The organism is Flavobacterium sp. ov086, assembly GCF_900187965.1.
Lineage (GTDB): Bacteria > Bacteroidota > Bacteroidia > Flavobacteriales > Flavobacteriaceae > Flavobacterium.
On record NZ_FZNL01000001.1, the window covers coordinates 193,325 to 216,553 of the forward strand.

The window sequence follows — 23,229 nt, forward strand, 5'->3', positions numbered from 1 at the left end:
AGCTATAAAAAATCTCGAAATGCATTATGGAAGAAGTTCAAATTTAATCATTTTTTAAACAAATTAGCTACTGAATTTTGTTAAGAATCGTACTTATTTTATTCCTTGCCTCTCACAAAAACCATTAACGAAATTGCCAGATAAGGAATATCTTTCAAAATAAAAAAATCGGTTACCGGAAAACCTTCAATAGTTTTAAACACATCCGGAGTTGTAATTAAAAAACTAAGTGTCGTGACAAATATAATAGCAGAAGCAAATCCGGCATAAAAACCAACTCGCTTAAAAAACAAGGAAGCAAACAATCCAATTCCGGTAAGAACTTCAAAGATTCCAATAAAATTAGAAACCTGCTGAACCGTCATTACTTTGTACATCCAACTCATGGCAAAATGATTTTCGACCAAAGCTTTTATCGCTCCGGCTTCGACAGCCGTAAACTTAAAAAGTCCCACCCAAACTAAAATAATCACAGTTCCTAAAACACCCAGTTTATAGGCAAATTGATTTAAATTCATAATGTTATTATTTTTAAAATTAGAATGTTCAATATTAGCGGTTCTTTTTAAAAGTAAATGTCAGATACTTGTCATTACCAATCAATTTCTTCCAAACTGACATTATTAACTTTCATTTAATTTCATTCTAAAAAACAAAAAAATACACCTCTTGGATGTCGTAGTATTTTATCAAAAAAAGAAAACAGAATCCTCTCTAAATATTTGCTTTTAAAACGCTTTAAAAGTACTCAAAGTCTTCATTTTAAAATCTAAAAAAAGAAATAAAAATCAGCAATTATTACTATTTTACTTCATTTTGTTACATTTTTTTGAATAAAAATCCAAATTAAATAATGATTTTGAGATAAATTTGCCAACTATTAAAATTAAAGCAATCCAAGCAAAATTGATCTAAAAAGGAAAAGTAAAACCAATTTATATTCATTCTATAACCAAATTTGATCACAAAAAAGCGAATCGCAATTTGTATTTTAGTTTGGGTATCGTATATAATGAAATATTGAAATTGACCACTTTGTATCTTTTTCTAATTTTGTTTTGCTATTATCAGGAATTGCTGTGATTATAGAAATTACAATTAAAAAAAATAAAAAATGAGTAAGACATTATTTGACAAAGTATGGGATTCACATGTAGTGCGTAAAATTGAAGATGGACCAGATGTGTTTTTTATTGACCGTCATTTCATTCATGAAGTTACGAGTCCTGTTGCTTTTTTAGGATTAAAAGCCAGAGGCGTTAAGGTTTTATACCCAGAGCGTACTTTTGCAACTGCAGATCACAATACACCAACCATAAACCAACATTTACCAGTTGAAGATGCACTATCTGCAAATCAGCTTAAAGCGCTTGAAGATAACGCTGCCGAATACGGAATTTCGCACTGGGGATTAGGTCACATTAAAAATGGAATTGTACACGTAGTTGGTCCTGAAAACGGAATTACTTTGCCAGGTGCTACTATTGTATGTGGAGATTCTCACACGTCTACTCACGGTGCTTTTGGAGCAATTGCTTTTGGTATTGGAACTTCTGAGGTTGAAATGGTGCTTTCTACGCAATGTATTATGCAGCCAAAACCAAAGAAAATGCGTATCAACGTAAACGGTCAATTAAGTAAAGGTGTTGGTCCAAAAGACGTTGCACTTTATATTATTGCTCAATTAACGACTTCTGGAGGAACTGGATATTTTGTTGAATACGCCGGAGATGTTTTCGAAAATATGACTATGGAAGGCCGTATGACGGTTTGTAACCTAAGTATCGAAATGGGTGCTCGTGGTGGAATGATCGCTCCTGACCAAAAAACTTTTGATTTCCTTGAAGGAAGATTATTTGCTCCTAAAGGTGAAGCCTGGGATAAAGCAGTTGCTTATTGGAAAACTTTGAAAACCGATGCTGATGCTGTTTTTGATGCTGAATTAAACATCAACGCTGCAGACATTGAACCAATGATAACTTATGGTACTAACCCTGGAATGGGAATTGGTATCTCTAAACATATTCCGAACGCTAATCAAGTTGAAGGCGGAGAGGAAACTTATAAAAAATCTCTTGCTTACATGGGCTTCCATGAAGACGATGTGATGATTGGAAAACCAATTGATTATGTTTTCTTAGGAAGTTGTACAAACGGTCGTATCGAAGATTTTAGGGCTTTCGCCGAAATTGTAAAAGGAAGAAAAAAAGCTGATAATGTTACGGCTTGGTTAGTTCCGGGTTCTCACGTTGTTGAAGCTCAGATTAAAGAAGAAGGTATTTTGGATATTCTTACAGAAGCTGGTTTTGTATTACGTCAGCCTGGATGTTCAGCATGTTTAGCAATGAACGATGATAAAGTTCCTGCCGGAAAATATGCAGTAAGTACATCAAACAGAAACTTTGAAGGCCGTCAGGGTCCTGGTTCAAGAACATTATTAGCGAGTCCAATTATGGCTGCCGCTGCTGCTGTTACAGGAAAACTAACAGATCCGAGAGAGCTGTTCTAGTCAATGACAATGGCAATAACAATTTCAAAAATTCAATAAATTGCTTTTAGATTTAAATATCGATTCTCATTTTCAGAAAATCTAAAATCTAAAATCCAAAAATCTAAAATTAAAATGGCATACGATAAATTTAATATACTTACCAGCAGTGCAGTGCCGCTGCCAATTGAGAACGTAGATACAGATCAAATTATTCCGGCTCGTTTCCTGAAAGCTACAAAACGTGAAGGTTTTGGAGACAATCTTTTCAGAGACTGGAGATACAACGGAGACGATTCTCCAAAAGCTGATTTCGTTTTGAACGATTCAACTTATACTGGAAAAATCCTTGTTGGAGGAAAAAATTTCGGTTCAGGATCTTCAAGAGAACACGCTGCGTGGGCAGTTTACGATTATGGTTTTAGAGCTGTAGTTTCTAGTTTCTTTGCAGATATCTTCAAAGGAAACTGTTTAAATATTGGAGTTCTTCCTGTTCAGGTTAGTCCTGAATTTGCTGATACAATTTTTAAAGCAATTGAAGCTGATCCTAATACACAATTAGAAATCAACTTGCCTAACCAAACGATTACTTTATTGGCGACCGGTCAATCAGAATCTTTTGCGATTAATGGCTACAAAAAGAACAATATGATTAATGGCTTTGATGACATTGATTATTTGCAAAATATTAAAGAAGATATTGTGGCTTTCGCCGATAAACTTCCTTACTAAAAAGAAATCTCATTCAGTCTATTAGGCCCGACAGGTTTCAAAGCTTGTCGGGTCTTTCTAAATGAAATCGATCGAAAGAATATTTCAGAAATTAATCCGACAAAAAAATAAGTTTTAAATAATCCTATTGTAAATGAAAGGCAATAAACATATTGAAAGAGACGAAAATGCAACAAAAATATTCAACGATAGAAGTTTAGCCAAAAATTATAGAAATCTGACTCAGATTTTACAACCCGGAATAACCGTTTTAGATATTGGCTGCGGAACAGGTTCAATTTCAAGAGACATTGCAAATAATATTGGCCCAAACGGAAAAGTTATTGCCATTGACAATACAGAAAACTTTATAAAAAGCGGTCAGGAATCTTATCAATCAGTTGCTAATTTAGAATTAATTGCTGTTGATTTATTTGATTACAACCCGGATATAAAATTCGACTTAATTGTTTCCGCCAGAACATTGCAATGGTTAAGCAACCCAAAAGAAGCTTTAATAAAAATGAAATCATTATTGAAGCCAAACGGTCAAATATCAATTCTGGATTATGATCACACCAATTTAATCTGGAATCCGTTGCCACCGGAAAGCATGCAGGAGTTTTATAAAACTTTTTTGAAATGGCGGGCAGATGCCGGAATGAATAATAAAATAGGAGAAGATTTACCTCTGTTATTAAAAGAAGCAGGTTTTCATTCTATCGAAAAAATAAATTCAGATGAAGTTTACCTTCAGGCAGATGCTGATTTTAAATCGAAAGTTGGGATTTGGTCCAAAGTTGCCGGATCCAGACAAATGGTCGAAGAAGGTTATTTAGAAGATGAATTAAGATTGAAGGCAATCGAAGAATACAATGACTGGATAGAAAATTCAGCCCTTTCGATGACTATGAAGCTAAACGAAGTAAGAGGAAAAATATAAAAATAACTATAATTCACTTTTTAAAGAAATATAGAAAATCAATATGGAAAAAAGAAAAATTGAAATAATGGATACGACGCTTCGCGATGGTGAACAAACCTCGGGAGTATCATTTTCTGCTGCAGAAAAACTTACCATTGCGCAATTGTTGTTGGAGGAATTAAATATTGATAGAATCGAAATTGCTTCAGCCCGTGTGAGCGAAGGCGAATTTCAAGCCGTAAAAGGCATTACAACTTGGGCAACCGAGAAAGGTTATATTAATCGTATTGAAGTACTTTCGTTTGTAGATGGAGGCGTTTCAATTGAATGGATGAAGGAGGCCGGAGCTAAAGTTCAGAATTTGTTGACCAAAGGTTCAATGAATCACTTAACGCATCAATTAAAGAAAACTCCGGAACAACATTTTGCCGAAATTGCACAGATCATTGCTTTAGCAAAAGAAAACAATATTGAAACGAATGTTTACTTGGAAGACTGGAGCAACGGAATGCGAAATTCTCCGGAATATGTTTTTCAATTTCTAGACTTTTTATCTACTCAACCTGTCAAAAGAATTTTACTTCCAGATACTTTAGGCGTTTTAATTCCGTCTTTAACTTTTGAATTTCTTTCAAAAATAAGAGCTCGATATCCTCAAATTCATTTTGATTTTCACGCTCATAACGATTACGATTTAAGTATCGCAAATGTTATGGAAGCTGTAAAAGCAGGCATAAACGGACTTCACGTTACCGTAAACGGAATGGGAGAACGTGCCGGAAACGCTCCACTTGAAAGTACTGTTGCTGTTATAAATGATTATTTACCAGAAGTTAGTATCAATATTAAAGAAACTTCTCTTTATACGGTAAGCAAACTGGTCGAAACCTTTACAGGATATAGAATTCCTGCCAACAAGCCAATTGTTGGTGACAATGTTTTTACACAAACTGCCGGAATCCACGCCGACGGTGACAATAAAAATAATTTATATTTTAATGATTTACTTCCGGAACGTTTTGGAAGAAAAAGAAAATACGCTCTCGGAAAAACTTCAGGAAAAGCCAATATCGAAAAAAATCTTCAGGAATTAGGTTTAAAATTAAACCAGGAAGATTTGAAATTGGTTACCCAAAGAATTATCGAATTGGGCGACAAAAAAGAAACCGTTACCAAAGAAGACCTTCCATATATTATTTCAGATGTTTTGGACAGTCATACTTATCAGGATAAAATTACAATTGAGTCGTATGTATTAATGCACTCAAAAGGAATGCGTCCGTCTACAACTTTACTTCTAAAAATTGATGACGAAATCATCGAAGAAAATGCACAAGGCGACGGTCAGTTTGATGCTTTTATGAATGCCTTATCCAAAATTTACAAAAGCAAAAAACTAACACTCCCAAAACTGATTGATTACGCAGTGAGAATCCCTCCAGGAAGCAGCTCTGACGCTTTATGCGAAACTATCATCACCTGGGTAAATAACGGAAAAGAATTTAAAACAAGAGGATTAGATTCAGATCAAACAGTTGCCGCAATTATAGCAACTCAAAAAATGTTGAATGTGATTCCTTAATATAGGGACAAAGGTTCAGGGTAACAAAGGTGCAAAGGTTTCCTCTTTGTTACCTTAAACTTTGAGCCTTTGAACCTTTGCCTCTTTGAACCTAAATAACAAACAAAATACTTAAAAAAAATGAAATTTAACATAGCCCTTTTAGCAGGAGACGGAATTGGTCCTGAGGTAATTAATGAAGCTGTAAAAGTATCTGATGCTATTGCAAAAAAATTCAATCACGAAATAACCTGGACACCGGCTCTTACAGGAGCATGTGCTATCGATGCCGTTGGAGTTCCTTATCCTGACGAAACTCACGAAATTTGCATGGCTGCCGATGCTGTTTTATTTGGAGCAATCGGTCACCCAAAATATGATAATGATCCAAGCGCACCAGTTCGTCCGGAGCAAGGATTGTTATTGATGCGTAAAAAATTAGGATTGTTCGCAAACGTTCGTCCAACATTTACATTTCCTTCTTTAATTGACAATTCTCCTTTAAAAAGAGAAAGAATCGAAGGAACTGATTTAGTTTTCTTAAGAGAATTAACCGGAGGAATTTACTTTGGAGAAAAAGGAAGAAGAGACGACGGAGAAACTGCTTTCGACAATTGTGTTTACACAAGAGCCGAAGTTCAGCGTTTGGCTAAAAAAGGATTTGAACTTGCGATGACTCGTAGCAAAAAATTATGTTGCGTTGACAAAGCAAACGTTCTGGAAACTTCACGTTTGTGGAGAGAAACTGTTCAGGCAATGGAAAAAGATTATCCTGAAGTTACAGTTTCCTATGAATTTGTTGATGCTGTTGCGATGCGTTTGGTTCAATGGCCAAACTCTTATGATGTATTGATTACAGAAAACTTATTTGGAGATATCTTAACTGATGAAGCTTCTGTAATTTCAGGTTCAATGGGATTAATGCCATCTGCTTCTGTTGGAGAGCATACTTCATTGTACGAACCAATTCATGGATCTTATCCACAAGCTACAGGATTAAATATTGCAAATCCATTAGCAACGATTTTATCTGCTGCAATGATGTTTGAAGATGCTTTTGGATTAAAAGACGAAGCTGAAGCAATTAGAGCTGTTGTAAACAAATCATTAGAACAAGGAATTGTAACAGAAGATTTAGCGGCAAAAGGAACTAAAGCCTACAAAACCAGCGAAGTTGGAGATTGGCTTGTAGAAAACCTATAATTTGTTTCAAGTTTTATTTGTTTCAAGTTTCGCAACCTGAAACTTGAAACAAATAAATAAAAACCTGAAACAAAATTTACCACATAAAAAAAGGGATCAACTTTCGTTGATCCCTTTTATATATTTAGAAAAAAATATTAATATCCTCCTCTGTTACCACCACGGTCATTTCCACCACGGTTGTTTCCTCCACCATAACCTCCGCGTGAATCTCCACCACGGCTGTTATTGTTGAAGCTTCTTCTTTCACCTTCAGGTTTCGGTTCAGATTTATTAACTACAATTGCACGACCTTGAACAGTAGCTCCGTTCAATTCATCAATTGCTTTTTGAGCTTCCGCATCGTTTGGCATTTCAACAAAACCAAAACCTTTGCTTCTTCCAGTAAATTTATCTGTAATAATTTTAACTGAATCTACTGCTCCGTAAGCCTCGAAAGACTCTCTTAAATCTGCTTCCTCAATACTGAATGGAAGGCTTCCAACAAAAATGTTCATATGTACTTATTTATAATAATGTAGCAAATGTAGGCTTATTTTTCCGTAATCTACTATATATTAGTTTATTTATGTTTTTATTTTGATTTTAAAAAAACAGAAACCAACAAAACCAAACAATAACCAATAAAATCTAATTATTAAAGTTAACAAGCGGAGTATATGGAATCTTATAAAAAACACCTTCGGTAAAAGTTACACTGGGATTTTCAAGATCTTCTGCATTTGTATTTACTGCAGTAAACTTAAACGTTCCGGAAATAGTTCCCTTATTGTTATCAAATTCTGTAATTACAACTTGCCCACTACCTTTATTTGTTCCAGTCGTAAACTCAGGTTTGTCAATCGCAAATCTATCCGAATAAGAAGCAGCGGTTAAATTATCAACACCCAAAACATATGTTTTTGTTTCTAATGAAGGAAGCTTAAGAGTTACCACATTGGTTCCTAAACCACCACTAATATATACACCTCCGCCAGCTTTTGCCTGAGCTGAATAATTTTGAGCTCTCCAAAAAACGTTGTCTTTTAAACTTTGAAAGGCCGGAGTATTAAATTTTATATCTTCCTCACAAGATGCAAGTAAAAAAATAGTGATTAATAAGTAATAATATTTTTTCATAAAATGATAAGTTTCAAGCAAAAGTATTACAATTAAGACAAATAATTTAAAAAAACGGAGTCGAAAACAGTAAAAAAATCAGTAAAAATCTATCTCTGCTATAATTAATAAGGTTTAAAACTCATTATTCACAAAAAAATTATATCTTTGCGCCCTTAATTAACAGAGGTCGAGTACCTCAAAATTTAATCATACGATTATGTCAGTAAAAATTAGATTACAAAGACACGGTAAAAAAGGAAAACCTTTTTACTGGGTTGTAGCTGCAGATGCACGCTCAAAAAGAGATGGTAAATACTTAGAGAAAATCGGTACTTACAATCCAAACACAAACCCAGCAACTATCGACTTAAACCTTGATAGTGCAGTTAAATGGTTACACAATGGTGCACAACCAACTGATACTGCTAAAGCAATTCTTTCTTACAAAGGTGCTTTATTGAAACACCACCTTGATGGAGGTATTCGTAAAGGTGCTTTAACTCAAGAGCAAGCTGATGCAAAATTAGCTGCTTGGTTAGAAGCTAAAGCTGGAAAAGTAGATGCTAAAAAAGACGGTTTAACAAAAGCGCAAGCTGATGCTAAAGCTAAAGCTTTCAAAGCAGAACAAGAAGTTAACGCTAAACGTTTAGCTGCTGCAGCTCAGGCTGAAGCTGATGCTATCGCTGCTGCAACTCCTGCAGTTGAAGAAGAAGTTGCTGAAGTTGAAGCGGAAGCTGCTACTGAAGAAGCTCCTGCTGCTGAAGAGAATAACGAAACAACTGAAGCATAATTATACTTAGCGAGAATGCGTAAAGAAGAATGTTTTTATTTAGGTAAAATCGCTAAAAAATTTAGTTTCAAAGGTGAAGTTCTGGCTTATTTAGACACGGACGAACCTGAGTTATACGAAAACTTGGAATCAGTGTTTGTTGAATGCAACAAACACTTGGTTCCTTTTTTTATTGAGAAAAGCTCGCTGCACAAAAACGACTTTCTTAGAATTCGTTTTGAAGATATGAATACCGAAGAAGATGCAGATGCTATTATGGGCAATGCAATTTATCTTCCTTTAAATATGTTACCAAAACTTTCCGGTAACAAATTTTATTTCCACGAAGTAATAGGTTTTGAAATTGAAGATCAACGAGTAGGTATTTTCGGGAAAATTGTTGCCGTAAACGATACAACAGCCCAACCTCTTTTTGAAGTTTTGAATGGTGAAGTCGAAATGCTAATTCCGATGATCGATCATTTCCTCGTAAAAATTGACCGTGAGAATAAAAAAGTCATTATGAACTTGCCAGAAGGGCTTGTTGAAATGTACCTTTAATTAGATTTTTAGACTTCTTAGATTGTTGGATTTTTAGATTATATTTAATTTCTAAATCCAATTGTTAACCTATAATCATAAATCAAAATGTTTCAGTTTAAGCAATTTTCTGTAAAACAAGACAAAACCGCTATGAAAGTAGGAACCGATGGTGTTTTACTTGGCGCCTGGGCTCCTATAGATCACAATCCTTTTAGCGTTTTAGATATTGGCGCAGGAACCGGAATCATTGCTTTGATGCTGGCTCAGCGAACTCATGCCGAACAAATTGATGCCCTTGAAATTGACGAAGATGCCTATGAACAAGCTGTTGGAAATTTTGAAAATTCACCTTGGGGAGATCGTCTATTTTGTTTTCATGCCGGTTTAGATGAATTTATAGACGAACCAGAAGACGAATACGATTTGATCGTTTCAAATCCTCCTTTTTATTCAGAAGATTACAAAACAGATAATGAACAACGTGATTTAGCTCGTTTTCAAGATGCAATGCCTTTTGAAGAATTAATTGAAGCCGCCGATTTATTACTTTCTGAAAATGGAATATTTGCTGTTATCCTTCCATATAAAGAAGAAGAAAATTTTATCGCTTTAGCGAGAGAATCAGAATTATATCCCATAAAAATTACCCGCGTAAAAGGAACTCCAAAATCTGAAATCAAGCGTAGTTTATTGGCTTTTAGCCGAAATGAAACTTCTGAAATCGAAATCAACGAATTAATTATCGAAATCGACAGACACGTTTATACAGCTGAATATACTGAATTGACTAAAGAGTTTTATTTGAAGATGTAGCCCTTAAAACCCTAATCAGTTAGTTATATACTAACCATAACTTCGGTATATTTAATTTGATTTAAATAACATTTAGCTAAATAGTACGACTTAAACTCATAAAATCTTGAATCCTCAATAAAATGCCTATTCATACTCATATGAATTAGAAGAGAAAAGTATGTCCTTTTACTCAAACTGCTTTTTTCTAACCCATTAAAAATATTACTTATAAATTTTTCATCAGTGAAAAGGCTTTGATAATTGAAGTCTGTAATTTTTAGCTTAATTTTTGCGTATTTTTTATTGAAATCTTTTCTCAACTCGCGATTTAATTCAAACTCTTTCGAAAACTTGTTTATACAGTTTTCACAATAAGATATCATCTCTTCCAGGGAAAGCCCCATAAAATCTAGATAATATTTAATTTTCAGTATAGCAACTATCTGAATCGCCTCTTCTTCTAGATCTTTAGCGATAACATTATTTAAAAAATCTTTACTATCCAAATCGAAAATAACTTCCGCTAATTTCATTAGTTTTCCGCCTCCATATCTATGATTCTCAGGAACATAAGGAGAAATATGATATTTACTGGCGTAACCCTTTATTTTTAAATAATTAATTACACTCGTGATATATTGTCTATTTTCCAAAGAAGAAGTCTTAAATCTTAGACGTAAATGTCTTTCAGGGCTTCCATAATGAATGAAGAAAAATTGGTCACATATGTCTTTTAAAATTATATTTTGGTGGACATATTTTAATATATCCGAATCTGCATATGAATTACAATATAATTCAATATATAACCAATCATTTATTAACGTTTCTCGTGAATATCTATTCGAAACAACATCTAAATCTCTATAATTAATCTTATTTGGAATATACTCCGTATTCTTGACAGCTACAACAATTTCATGGGCAAAATTTCCAGATTTATTGGCGATTTTAGGATAAAAAGAGTCATACAGACACTCTGAAACATAAAAATATTTTTTGTCTTGAATTTTATTAAAAAAGGCAAGAACATGACCTCCGTTTTCAGTATCAACAATCAAGTCTCCTTTAACATCTTTAAAAACGATTTTTTTTGCAAAGCTGTGTTTTTCTATCAGAGCTTTCAAATAGTCCAAAAACTCATTAAAGCTCATTTCATTATTTACCAGTAAAAGCTGAGCAGCACTTAGGAGCATACCTTTTTCTAAATAAATTCTAGGAACATATTCCCTAAGCATATTTTCGTATGAATTGAAATTAAAATTTATAAAGTAAAATTCTTGATTTTGAAATTCTACTTCTCTCAAAAACCAATTTATATCTGAATCAGACAATCTAAAATTAACCGCAGATATAAACTTCGGTAATATTTGTTTTTTAAATTCTTTTGACACCAATGAGATTTTACCATTTTGTAGATGAATGTAAATATCTGAAAAAAAAATTGGTATTGTGTTTTTTAAAACTGACGTGTTTATAGGAATAGTATAATCATAATAATGTCTAGTAGGTGAAATATTTATAGTTCGTAAATCTCCCATACAGTTTACCTCTGCTATAATTTTATCAGCATTTATCTCCTTTTCAAAACTTACAATTTCCTCGCAAAGAGAATCCGTAACATTTCCAAATCTGGAAATTAAATTTAAAGCCGAAGTTCCACCTGCTTTTTTAAAATAAACAACTTCTTCGCCAGTCGTTTTTGAAACTAAAACTTCTAAAACAACGCTAAAACTGGCTGGCAAATTTGTGTTTAAATTTACTCTATCTTTAGAATCTAAATCAAGGAAAAGCTCTTTTTCATTTGAACGTAAAATTTTTGCTATAATATCTTTATGGAGCTTCATTTGCGATTCAGAGCGCATGTCAGAATACTTAATCCCTGAATATGGATTAAATACTTCACTCAATGGTATAAAACCATCGTTAAAACGACTAGATAACTGTCTCCCAAATTTATTTAATCTATCATTACAAGGTGTTCCACTGCTATTATAAGAAATTGAAAAATCTATAAATTTTTCAATTTTTTTTCTAATTTCAACATCGATACTTCCTGATCCAAATTCGAAGGAATTGATCGCATGAAAAGATTTAACATTATCAACATTATATGTAACATAGTTATCCTGCTCTCTTTTTAGTAATTCTGAAAACTTTGTTATTTCAGAGATATTTCCCAAATTAAACTTTTTCTTTTCAACAAGAATAGAATCATTTACACCTAATAAAGTACATAGTTTACCTTTCAATGGATAATATAAAAATTCATGTATCAAAAGCCCTGCTTCAACAATATCATCCAAGTAAGTTTCAATTTCATATTTTTCAAAGCCTTCATTTATTAGCTCTTCTAATAACGAACTAATTTTAGCGCCAGAAGTAAATTTATTAATTAACCACTCTAAGTTTTCATCATAATCAATTTCAACATAATTAATCTCAATTTTCCCGCTATTAAGAATTTTAGATCTATAAAAACTAATTCTATTTTCATTCAAAAAATGTATTGAAGGATTTGAAAAATAGGAAAACTCATTCTGCTGATTTAAAGACAATTCCTTAACAATTCCAGAAATGAATGAATTATCATAATCAATCTCTAACTCTGTAGACAATCCTTTTTCTATTAAAGTGATATCACTCCAGATTAAAGATCCGACACTGCTAAAAGCTCCAAAAGGCGTTGGATTAAAATGTGATCTTAAAAAATATCTTTCTAATGAAAGTAGAACTTTTTCAGTTTTATTCTTTTTAATATCTTCATACAAACTTCTTGAAGAAATTAAAATAGCGAGTTTAAACATTTCATTATTATTAAAAAAGCCCAACATGTCACCTTTATTTCTATCATACGACTGAATAGGAAAATTGACAACTCTTTTAACTACTGAATCAAAAAAAAGCATAAATAGAATTTATTAAATATGATTTTAAAAACAACCTAATATTAAAATACTTACATTCAAATTCAATGTAAATTAATACAACTAAGCCAATTTGGATTTATTTCGTTATTTATTGTTAGGAGCACCATCCCTAACCCTGACGCTCCTTTCAATATAGAAGCTTCTTCTATATATTGTCCATTTCCTGTATGAGCCAAAAATTCACTAAAATTCTTAGTTTGAAACCTCATTACATCATCCCAAATTTTAATCTCATTACAATAATCAATTCCAAACTTTAGACTTGCAAAATGGTATTGCATTATTATTCCTGTTGAACCATGGCAAATGCCAAAATCTTTAACGTTTGACTCACTTAACGAAATATTTTTTGTATTGTCCATTAATGCAATCGCTTCATTTTTTAATTCATTATTATTAAGAAATATACTTGCATTATATAGTGAATTACTAATTCCTAAATCTCCTTGACACCATCCCAACAAAGCACTAGTTGAAATTTCACTTTTTAAGATATGAACATTTGGAAAAAATTGTTTTGATTTTAAATCATACTTTTTTCCTTTTTTTAAAAAATCAATACAAATATTTAAAGGCTCTTTAACATCAATTTCTAGTTCTTTGAAATTATTAGACAAATAGATCAGAAAATTTATTAGACCTGATACTCCGTGTGCAATCCCAAAATAATAGCATTTGTCATTATGATATGCAGATTCTCTAATTAGGACATCATTTAAATTCGAATTAATTTTCCCTATTAATTCTCGTGAAAAGTTATTTAAAGTTTCAATTAAAAAATCAGTTTTAGCAATATTATTTCTATTTATAAAATAAAAAACGATACCCATTGCTCCGTGCAAAAAATCAAAATTATTTTTATTTAGCAATTCTTTTAAATCTTCAGCTAAAATTAAATCGAGACTTTCAAAATAACTTTCATCAATTTCTATATCATCATTGTTTAAGTTTAACAAAACCCAACCATAACCTGCAAGACCAGAACACAAAGAAGAACTGTTTGATTCTTCTGATATCAAATTATTTATTTTATCAATAATTAATAATAATTTTTCTTGATATTCAATGTTATTGTACGTCTTGCTTAAAAAATTATAAAACATTGCAATTCCTGAAAGACCATCTAAAAGACCAATTCTATTTTCTCCTGGAATTGTTTGCCAAACTTTTTTTTCTATTCTAGAAATAACATCCTTCATATACTAATACCTTAAATATTTACATTTAAAAAACATCTCTTAATAAAAAAAAATAGTAATTTCTATTAAAACAGAAATTACTATTCAGTAATTAAGATATTTAAATAACCAATGATATTAAGAGCAATCTATTGGCCAAGATGATGTTTCATTACAACACATATCTTCAGAATCATCTGAATGTTCTCCTTTAACATATCCTCCTTTAATTTTCTCTTGCTCTTCTTCAGACAATTTTTTTATTGTCAAATTTTTTAATTCCAATTTCTTTGGATTTAATTTTTTCATAATGGTGTTTTTTGATTTTGTTAATACTACTAATTGTCACTTGCAATTAGTTATTACAAATAAAAATAAAATATTTTAAACAATAACTTGTTAAAATCGTTAAAATTTAGTTAAAAAAGTAAACTTATACCTTTATTTTTAATATTTTTAGAGGTTGTATTTAATTGTTTATCTTCTTTAGAAAATTAATAGCACGTTCCAAAATTTCATCTTTACCTTGCTGAATTCCTAAAATAGTAGGTTTTACTTCAATATCAGGAACAATACCAATACGTTGGGTTTCTTTTTTATTAGGATAAAAAACACCATAACAAGTAAAAGATGAACCAAATCCTTTTATGAGTGAAAATCTATAATTACCTCCATCTGCGCCACCAGTCTGACTTCCAATTACTGTTGTTTTAGGTGCTGTTTTCAACGCCATAGCTGTATATTCTGCATGACTTATTGCATTTTCATCAATCAAAACAACTACTTTCCCTTTGTAATAATCCGGATTACTTTTACCACATTTTTCAATATCTGCTTTCCAAATAAAACGTCCCGGATAAGTTAAGTCCGGATACAATAACCTTGCAAATTCTTTTTGTTCCGGATTAAGCCAGTCCGAAATCGCATACATCACATCATGCGGACGCTTCCTGTCGTCAAAAATAATAGCATTAGTATTTTTTAATTCAGAAATTAAATTCGGAACATCTTTAGCTTCAAAGGCATCAAAATTAACATATCCAATATTCCCTTCTAAAATTTTCCATTTCTCTTCGTCAGGAAATTGTATTTTTAAATCTTTATATTTATAACGGTTTATCAATTTAACTTCCGTTTTGTCTTGTCTGGTAAATTCAATTTCAAATGAATCTGATTTTCCATTAAAAATTGTCCAATAAGCATTTCTCAAAACCGAAGGCTCATTTGAGCCTTCAACATATTTCCGATTTTCTTTTAGAATTTCGGCAATAGTTTTCCCTTCAACTTTTGTAATTACATCTCCAATTTTGATATCACTAATTTTTGCTAAAGAATCATTCTTCAACTTAACAACAACTGCTTTCTCATCAATTATTTTTACATCAGCCGGAATAAATTTATCTCCAAAATAATCAAACAATTGTGACATTTGCGTTGAGGCATGCGTATCATTCAATTTTATTGAAATTTCGCGCATTGCCAAAACAAAATCTTTCTCAGATTCCGGATTGTCAAATCGGGAGAGAAATTCAATTAAAGTTTTATCCCAATTTTGATCCATTTGGTATTTATAAGGGAAGAAATATTCAATATAATTCCAATATCTAAACAATGCCAAAAGACGAAGATTTTTATCTGTCCACTTAAAATCAGGATACTTTATTTCATTAATAAATTCTAAAGACATACTGCCACCATTCACATAATCAACAAAATGTTGCTTTCCCTGAATACGGTTTTCTTCAATAAATTTTAGTTTTTTTGAAAGTGATTTTGAGAATAAATCATTTTTAGAAATCCATGACAAATCAAAATTTTTGTCAAAGTAATCAATTTTAGAAGTTGACTTAGAAGTTTTATAATCTTTTACTTCTCCCAAAGAAGTAATCCAATTTTCGATCACCAAAGAAAATGCTTCTGCTGATTGTGCTTCTTCAACTTTTGATAAAACCTGAAATAATTGTTCATCCCAATTTTTACTTCCATCAGCTACATTTGGATGGTAATATTTTAGAAAGCCCCAGATTTTGCATGTTGCAGCTAATTTTTGAGTTTCGTTTATTGGTTTTGAAAAAGAATATTGAAATAATAAAACAAGAACTAAAAGAAAAATTTTCTTCATTTGAAAAAACGGTTTTGGTTAGTTAAATAGTTATGGCTAATTTTAAACTTGCTCAAAAATACTTTTAAACTGATATAAGATTCTTTCGATCAATCTTAGATCTTCGGTTACAATTTCAGCGCTTCCTTTCATTTCTTGTTGAAACACTATTCTCTTTTTATAAGAGGTTTCCAGTCCGTTTGGTAAAGCAACATCCAACAACAGATTTCCATCTTTGTCCGGAACCAGTGATATGTTTTGGATTTTTCCCCTCAGAACTCCAAATTCTCTATCTGGGAAATTTGCCAGTCTGATGTTTACTTTTTGACCTACTTTTATCTTACCTGAATTTAAAGCTGGAGCTCTGACTTTTCCAACAAAGCCGTTTTTAGCATCCGGAATTATAGAAAAAACATTATCGCCAACGTTTATTGTCTGATTTTCATTCCAAACCTGCAAAAAAGTTACCACTCCACTTATGGATGTTTTTAAGGTATAAGCCAATTCCCAATCTTTTATTACTTTTTTAAGCTGATAAAACGATTGTGCCATGTTACGCCCCAGGTTAACTTCTTCTTTGGTGCTGTTTATGTGCGAACTCTGGCTTGATTTTGTATTATCTATTAAAGAGGACCTTAATTGCGAAATCGACGATAACAAGCCCTTATAACTCTTCTGAGCCTGTAGATATGTCAGCTTCTTGGCTTCCATTTCCTGAGCCGAAATAATTCCTTTGTTGTAAAGGGTTTCAAAACGGGCAATCTCATTCTTTTGAAGCTGTAATTCGCTTTCGTTGATGATTTTTTGCTGTTGCAGAATTTCCAATCTTTCCTTGATTTGTACTTTCTCTGAAACCTGCGCTCGGTTTTCGACTTCAAAAGGCTGTAAATCTTCATTTAGCTGTTCTGCCTGATAGTCTTTTTGAAAAACAGCAAAGGCGCTTTCGATTTCACCCAATTGTGTATTTTTCAGCAATGCAAACGGAAAGGCTTTTTTTGAATCGTTAACATTATAAGCATCAACAATGCTTTTTAATAAAAAAACATCTTTGTAATTGGCTGTATTTTCTATAACAGCAAGTGTTGCATTTTTTGGGACTATTGCTTTATTTTTTACCAAGATAGCTTCAATCCTACCGGATGATTTCGAAACTATTTTCTCTGGCGGAATATTGGTTGTAATAACGATTTCAGTATTCACTACATCCGGATATTTGATAAACCAGGACACAAAAAACAGCAAAAATATAATGGCAAATATCAAAACGGTTCCCCAACGTATCATCCAATGAGGTACTTTGGTGAGTATATCCTGAACTTCTTCACTTCTTAATTCAAATGTATCTTCTGCCATGATTTAATTTCCTAATTGTAATTGATTTCGAACCAATTCAAAATAATTCCCTTTTTGCTGTACTAATGCCGAGTGACTTCCTATCTCAATGATTTTTCCTTTGTCCAAAACCACAATCTGATCTGCGTTCATAACCGTACTGAGTCGGTGTGCAATAACAACAACGGTTTTGTCTTTGAAAAAGATATCGAGTTTTCTCATGATTTCTTTCTCATTATTAGCATCTAAAGCCGAAGTTGCTTCGTCGAAGAACAATATTTCCGGATTTTTATAAACGGCTCTTGCAATTAGTAATCGTTGTTTTTGTCCGGTGCTCATTCCGGTTCCTTCCGAACCGATTTTGGTATTATAACCCAATGGCAATCCTGATATATATTCTTTTATATTGGCAACATCTGCTGCATATACTAATCTTTCTTTATCAACTTTGTCTACTCCAATTGCGATATTATTAGCAATGGTATCACTAAAAATAAAACCTTCCTGCATCACGGCACCAATATTGGATCTCCAGGCTTTTTGCGAAATATTCCTTAGTTGTGAATTGCCTATGTTGATTTCTCCTTTTTCAGGTTCATAGAACTTTAAAAGCAATTTCATCAGTGTTGTTTTTCCGCTTCCGCTGACGCCTACTATTGCGGTTACTTTATTGGCTGGAATTATTAAACTCAAATTATCCAAAACAGGAATATCTGATCCTAAATAACGATACGAAAGATTCTTGATCTCAATATCGGAATCATACGGAACTTCGCTGGTTTGATGTACTTCCTGTTCCGTTTCATCTTCTTTTTCATGGATTTCAGACAATCTCGCCAAGGAGATTTTTGCATCCTGAAGTTCTCTCACAAATTCTATAAGCTGCGCGATTGGTCCGTTTAAACTCCCTACAATCGAACTAATAGCCAGCATCATACCCAAGGTAATTGAACCATCAATCACTAATTTTGCCGATAGAAATATGATAAAAATATTCTTCAATTCATTGATTACCGATGAACCTATGGTTTGGGTTTGTTCTAATATTAGTCCTTTTATAGAAACTCTAAAAAGTCTTGCCTGTACATATTCCCAGCCCCATCGTTTTTGTTTTTCGGCATTATGGAGTTTGATTTCCTGCATGCCGTTAATGAGTTCCATGACTTTACTCTGTTCCTGCGAAACTTCGGCAAATCGTTTGTAATCTAAAGCTTCTCTTCGTTTTAAAAACAGCGTGATCCATCCGAAGTAAAAAAAACTTCCAATAAAGAAAACAAAAAAGATCTGAAGGTTAAAGTACGCCAATACTCCTCCCATGACGAACATATTGATCACAGAAAACAAAACATTTATAGAGGAAGTTGTCAGAATTTTTTCGATTCTGCGGTGATCATTGATACGCTGCATGATATCGCCTGTCATTCTAACATCAAAAAACGAAATGGGCAGATTCATCAGTTTTATAAAGAAATCTGAAATCAGCGATATATTGATTCGGGTTGAAAGATGCAATAATATCCAGCTTCTGATGAGCTCTAAACCAGTTCTCCCTGCAAAAAGAAACAATTGCGCAAAAAGAATCAAATAAATAAAATGGATGTTTTGGTTTTGGATTCCGATATCGACAATACTCTGTGTTAAAAACGGAAAGATCAACTGCAGTAAACTGCTGGCCAATAATCCGATACTTAACTGTATCAAAAATGATTTGTATCTTAAAATATATTGCGATAAGAGTTTAAAACCTAATCCTTTATGATCCTCTTTATCAAAATCTGTCTGAAAGAATTTTGGTGTAGCTTCCAGCAATAATGCGATTCCTTCTTCAGTAGATTCATCAGCATTATTTCCGATCCAGAATTTAAGAAATTCCTCTTTATGGTATTGAATTAATCCAAAAGCCGGATCTGAAATATAATAAATTCCTTTTTTTATTTTATAAAGTACTACATAATGATTCTGATTCCAATGCAAAACACATGGTAGTGGAGCTTCATCTAATCGCTGGGCACTTAATTTTGCTCCTAATGTTCTGAAACCAATTTTCTCTGCTGCATCACTTAAAAAAAGCAAATTGCTTCCCTCACGAGTTGTTTCACTAAAGTCTCTCAACTCCTGAATGTTGATTGTTTTACCGTAATGCTTGGCTATTATTTTTAAACATGTCGGACCACAATCTTTATAATCAGCTTGTTTGTAATTGGCAAATTGTTTCAATTCTTAATTAATTTCCTACCTTTTATGGTAAATTTTAGTTTTGCTAATGTAATATTTATCAGGAACTTTTCTAAATATTTTATTTCCTTTATAATTCTTCTTTAACCAAAATAAATGATACGTTATTAAATGCGTGAAACTTTCAATTTCTATTTGCAAATTAAGCGGGCTTACCGCGCAACAAACGAATTATTCTAAAAAAAGAGGAATTCTCTATCAACGAAACAGTTAAAAAAATAAACTCAAAGATTTATGTAAAAGAAACCGCCAAAATAAAAATACAAGGCGGTTTTTTTGTTTTAAAATATGAAAAATTAGTGATCTAGCAAACAACTTTCCTCAATAACTGACGCACAAGTTTCTCCTTCACCGGGATGTATAATACCCGCAAAAACACCAGTTCCCGGACAATAACAAGCCTCGACTCCGAAGCCACCGCCATTAATGCTTTTCTTTTCACTAATACTTAAAATTTCAACTCCGGTTAAATCTTTCAATTTTTTCATAATTTGTTTTTTGATTTGTTATTACTTCAATCATTTCAAGACAGTTGAAGCGTCTGTCTGCTAAAAATTATCGTAATATTTAATTACTGGTCTTGTTCTATGAATGAAAAAAAAAACAGAAAGGAAATATTATTCCTTTCTGTTAAGTATTTAAAAACGTTATTATCAGTAATCCAATTCCTGTAGGACATGGCACTGGTTAACCCTAACCAAATAAAATCAACTCAGTGACCAATTTTCCTAAGAATCCCAACACCAATCATCAATGTGGGAAATTTGCTCAATGTTCCACGATCGAGCGCCTACAAATTAAAAAAAACATGACTAAATTCTAAAAAAGGCTATATTGTAATTACTTCTAAAAAAGTTAAAAATTAACAACAAAGTCGAGTTGAGTCGCAAATACCCGGTAAAGTGTCTATTGGACAAGTCCCGCCAACTGGTATTAAAACGCATCCTGCTTCAATCGCATAAATCCAACATTCAGGAATTCCTCCCTGCATTGTTTTTTGCTCATTTTTGGTTATTCTCTGAGCATTTTCCAGATTTAAAATTTTCTTTAACATTTTGTACTTTTTTTAATGTTTCTTATCACATCCTAGCATACATCACCCACGATTGAACATTTATTATTGCCTAAATAAACAGGTCCATAATAAGGATTGTAGTTCAAACACACTGTCTCACTTGCGCTCCATACAACATTTCCGCAAATTGGTTCAACTGGAAAGGCCCCACCATTAATACTTTTTTTCTCGAAAATGCTTAATTCCTGAGCTCCTTCTAAGTTTAAAATATTCTTTAGCATAATCTTCAATTTTTAGTTCTCCTTCATTTATTCAAAACAACAACTTATTTTTATTCTTTCATTCTTGTGAAATGCAGAGAAGCTTTTAAACTTCTCCACACGGTTTTCTTTTTACTGGCATTTATAATATCCTCTATTAACATCCCAACACATTCCAACTTCAGGGAAGGTTCCGCCTGCAGTATTTTTTTGTTCTTCTTTTGATAATTTTTTAGTGCCTTCTGTTTTTAAAAATTTTTCTAACATGATTTGTGTTTTTTGTTTCTTAATAATAGACCTTCAATCATTTAAAGACACTTGAAGCTTATGTCTATCCCTGCGCAGGAATTTATTGGTGCCGCTAAGCTATTTTTTCCAAAACTTCAACTTCTTCAACAAAATCGTTCAAAAAGTATTTTAGTTCGTTTAATTCATATTCGTTTGGAAATAATTTGTCATTTACAATCTTAACCGGTGTATAATTAAAGTTATTCTTTGAGCACCATTCGTATTGTTTGTTTATTTCCTGTGTTATCATCATACTAACAGAATCGACATGCCATTTTTTCATCCATTTTTTCAGGCTCATCTTTTTAATATGCCAGTCCGAAATAGCTTCAACTGTTTTTCCAGGTGTTGATCTGTTTATTGATAAAAGTCTTTCGACGATAATTTTATACTGATTATCACTGTTTTCCGGATTAATATTGAACAAAACATTCAAAAATATCTTATCTGGAAATCTTAAAACTAAATCGAATGCTTCCTGAAAAGTTTTATGACAATGCCCACAACTCGGACTTATTATTATTGAAAGTTTTACAACTGCATTTCTGTTTCCAAAATTTAACCCTCTCAAATCTTCAAAACCTTTAGGATTTGGTACTTTTTTGGATAAAAAGTTTAACAAAGAATAATTTCTTTTGAATTTTTTCAGTTCTTTTAGCGAGTTTTCATTCTCCAATACGTTTTTTATCATTGATTTGATAAAATACCATGTTGGCATTAGAAGCAGCAATGAAAAAAAGAATGGAAAAACATTTTCAAAACTGAATTCCAACGTAAATAGATCCGATGAAAACCAAACAATGCTTTGCGAAAAGATCAAAAATGAAACTATCAGACACATTACACACCATTTTTGAATTTCAAATTTTTGAATCCAAATAGAAGAAACTATAACAGGAATCGCTAATAAGCTTAAAAACCCAATAAAAATTGCTGAATTTAAAGGCTGCACTAATATGGATACGTAGCTTGCTCCGAAAAAAAGTAATGGCAAATCTGAAAAACTAATCCATTTATTTTGAATTCCCAGGCTGGCATTTAACACTGAATCACAAGAAGAGTTAGAACTTAAGTTGCAAATCTTTGAAATTATACCGTTTTTAAAACCCAGTTTCTCCTGAACTATTAAAACACTTACTACCAATCCTAAAACTGATGTTGCCAAAAAAATAAGGCTAAACCAATTATAAGTATTATAAAAAAATGATAATCCTGTTAAAAGCAAAAGAGGTGAAAAATATTTCAACCAATTGTATTCGATTTTTAAATTTTCTCTTGCTACAACATTATTAGGTTCTATAGCTACAATTACTCCATTCCAGTCTAAAAGGAATTTTTCATAAGCCATTTTATAGTTTCTTTTTTTCTGACTATTAATAAGTACAAAGTTTTTAGCCTTTTCTACCAATATAAGTTCCTCTTTAAAATAAGCTAAGAAATTTGAAGGCAAATCAACAATCTGCTCTTTTGAAACTCTCACTGCAGCATTCTCTATAGATAGTAAATCAAAAGAATCTGTTATTGCAAATAAACTTGGATAATTAGGATGAGAAAGAAACAGATCCTTAAACTCATTTTTAATTTCCGAGTATCTATTTATTTGAAGAAATTTTTGGACAAGTTTTAACATCTTTTCGGCTGTTTAAAATCATAATTACAATACAAATATTGGTGTTTTTATTCGAAAAATAATCCCAAAAGCAGACATTTTATCAATTATACTACATACAATTTATAAATTATATAACTCATAATACATATCTCAATAATCTAAAAATCAACAACTTAAGTGTA

The 23,229-nt window shown here is 32.1% G+C and carries 22 protein-coding genes; 8 read left to right on the top strand and 14 right to left on the bottom strand.

Annotated elements, in window-relative coordinates:
- Positions 1-98: 98 nt before the first annotated feature.
- The gene (locus CHB81_RS00845; protein WP_089349996.1) at positions 99-518 is read right to left on the bottom strand and encodes a DUF417 family protein; all 420 of its coding nucleotides are present in this window, start codon (positions 516-518) and stop codon (positions 99-101) included.
- A gap of 596 nt (positions 519-1,114) precedes the next feature.
- Between CHB81_RS00845 and leuC the strand changes: the two genes are divergently transcribed.
- The 5 genes from leuC (at position 1,115) to leuB (ending at position 6,888) form a co-directional block, all read left to right on the top strand.
- Positions 1,115-2,509, top strand: a complete 1,395-nt coding sequence (leuC, locus tag CHB81_RS00850) for a 3-isopropylmalate dehydratase large subunit (protein ID WP_089349997.1) — start codon at positions 1,115-1,117, stop codon at positions 2,507-2,509.
- Positions 2,510-2,623: 114 nt separating this feature from the next.
- Complete coding sequence (gene leuD / locus CHB81_RS00855) at positions 2,624-3,220, top strand: 3-isopropylmalate dehydratase small subunit (RefSeq protein WP_089349998.1); 597 nt, start codon at positions 2,624-2,626, stop codon at positions 3,218-3,220.
- Positions 3,221-3,353: 133 nt separating this feature from the next.
- Positions 3,354-4,142: a methyltransferase domain-containing protein gene (locus tag CHB81_RS00860; protein WP_089349999.1), complete on the top strand. Its 789-nt coding sequence runs from the start codon at positions 3,354-3,356 to the stop codon at positions 4,140-4,142.
- Positions 4,143-4,185: 43 nt separating this feature from the next.
- Positions 4,186-5,706, top strand: coding sequence for an alpha-isopropylmalate synthase regulatory domain-containing protein (locus tag CHB81_RS00865; protein WP_089350000.1), 1,521 nt, complete (start codon positions 4,186-4,188; stop codon positions 5,704-5,706).
- A 120-nt stretch (positions 5,707-5,826) separates the two neighbouring features.
- On the top strand, positions 5,827-6,888 hold the full coding sequence (leuB, locus tag CHB81_RS00870; protein WP_089350001.1) for a 3-isopropylmalate dehydrogenase: 1,062 nt from the start codon (positions 5,827-5,829) through the stop codon (positions 6,886-6,888).
- A gap of 137 nt (positions 6,889-7,025) precedes the next feature.
- Here leuB and CHB81_RS00875 read toward each other — a convergent pair whose 3' ends face one another.
- Positions 7,026-7,385, bottom strand: a complete 360-nt coding sequence (locus CHB81_RS00875) for an RNA-binding protein (RefSeq protein WP_089350002.1) — start codon at positions 7,383-7,385, stop codon at positions 7,026-7,028.
- Between the two features lie 133 nt (positions 7,386-7,518).
- Positions 7,519-8,007, bottom strand: coding sequence for a DUF6252 family protein (locus tag CHB81_RS00880; protein WP_089350003.1), 489 nt, complete (start codon positions 8,005-8,007; stop codon positions 7,519-7,521).
- A 199-nt stretch (positions 8,008-8,206) separates the two neighbouring features.
- On the opposite strand from CHB81_RS00880, the gene CHB81_RS00885 reads away from it, so the two are divergent.
- The 3 genes from CHB81_RS00885 (at position 8,207) to CHB81_RS00895 (ending at position 10,114) form a co-directional block, all read left to right on the top strand.
- Positions 8,207-8,779 (top strand): 30S ribosomal protein S16, encoded by a 573-nt coding sequence (locus CHB81_RS00885; protein ID WP_089350004.1) that lies wholly within the window; start codon positions 8,207-8,209, stop codon positions 8,777-8,779.
- Positions 8,780-8,794: 15 nt separating this feature from the next.
- The gene (gene rimM / locus CHB81_RS00890) at positions 8,795-9,319 is read left to right on the top strand and encodes a ribosome maturation factor RimM (protein ID WP_089350005.1); all 525 of its coding nucleotides are present in this window, start codon (positions 8,795-8,797) and stop codon (positions 9,317-9,319) included.
- Positions 9,320-9,406: 87 nt separating this feature from the next.
- Positions 9,407-10,114 (top strand): tRNA1(Val) (adenine(37)-N6)-methyltransferase, encoded by a 708-nt coding sequence (locus CHB81_RS00895; RefSeq protein WP_089350006.1) that lies wholly within the window; start codon positions 9,407-9,409, stop codon positions 10,112-10,114.
- Between the two features lie 23 nt (positions 10,115-10,137).
- On the opposite strand, the gene CHB81_RS00900 is transcribed toward CHB81_RS00895, so the two are convergent.
- From CHB81_RS00900 to CHB81_RS00940, 11 genes are all read right to left on the bottom strand, one after another.
- Positions 10,138-13,005 (bottom strand): lantibiotic dehydratase, encoded by a 2,868-nt coding sequence (locus CHB81_RS00900; protein ID WP_089350007.1) that lies wholly within the window; start codon positions 13,003-13,005, stop codon positions 10,138-10,140.
- A 62-nt stretch (positions 13,006-13,067) separates the two neighbouring features.
- Complete coding sequence (locus CHB81_RS00905) at positions 13,068-14,225, bottom strand: lanthionine synthetase LanC family protein (protein WP_089350008.1); 1,158 nt, start codon at positions 14,223-14,225, stop codon at positions 13,068-13,070.
- A 117-nt stretch (positions 14,226-14,342) separates the two neighbouring features.
- Entirely contained in the window at positions 14,343-14,513 is a 171-nt protein-coding gene (locus CHB81_RS26760; protein WP_158283875.1) for a hypothetical protein, read from the bottom strand.
- A 160-nt stretch (positions 14,514-14,673) separates the two neighbouring features.
- Positions 14,674-16,326 (bottom strand): S41 family peptidase, encoded by a 1,653-nt coding sequence (locus CHB81_RS00910; protein ID WP_089350009.1) that lies wholly within the window; start codon positions 16,324-16,326, stop codon positions 14,674-14,676.
- A 42-nt stretch (positions 16,327-16,368) separates the two neighbouring features.
- The gene (locus CHB81_RS00915; protein WP_089350010.1) at positions 16,369-17,658 is read right to left on the bottom strand and encodes an HlyD family secretion protein; all 1,290 of its coding nucleotides are present in this window, start codon (positions 17,656-17,658) and stop codon (positions 16,369-16,371) included.
- Between the two features lie 3 nt (positions 17,659-17,661).
- A complete protein-coding gene (locus tag CHB81_RS00920; protein WP_089350011.1) occupies positions 17,662-19,854 on the bottom strand; it encodes a peptidase domain-containing ABC transporter in 2,193 nt (730 codons plus the stop codon).
- A gap of 314 nt (positions 19,855-20,168) precedes the next feature.
- The gene (locus CHB81_RS00925) at positions 20,169-20,360 is read right to left on the bottom strand and encodes a hypothetical protein (protein WP_089350012.1); all 192 of its coding nucleotides are present in this window, start codon (positions 20,358-20,360) and stop codon (positions 20,169-20,171) included.
- A 374-nt stretch (positions 20,361-20,734) separates the two neighbouring features.
- Positions 20,735-20,926, bottom strand: coding sequence for a hypothetical protein (locus CHB81_RS00930; RefSeq protein ID WP_089350013.1), 192 nt, complete (start codon positions 20,924-20,926; stop codon positions 20,735-20,737).
- Positions 20,927-20,958: 32 nt separating this feature from the next.
- Positions 20,959-21,168 (bottom strand): hypothetical protein, encoded by a 210-nt coding sequence (locus tag CHB81_RS00935; RefSeq protein ID WP_089350014.1) that lies wholly within the window; start codon positions 21,166-21,168, stop codon positions 20,959-20,961.
- Between the two features lie 111 nt (positions 21,169-21,279).
- The gene (locus CHB81_RS27075; RefSeq protein WP_254920915.1) at positions 21,280-21,414 is read right to left on the bottom strand and encodes a hypothetical protein; all 135 of its coding nucleotides are present in this window, start codon (positions 21,412-21,414) and stop codon (positions 21,280-21,282) included.
- Positions 21,415-21,508: 94 nt separating this feature from the next.
- Positions 21,509-23,065, bottom strand: coding sequence for a vitamin K epoxide reductase family protein (locus tag CHB81_RS00940; RefSeq protein ID WP_089350015.1), 1,557 nt, complete (start codon positions 23,063-23,065; stop codon positions 21,509-21,511).
- Positions 23,066-23,229 lie beyond the last annotated feature (164 nt).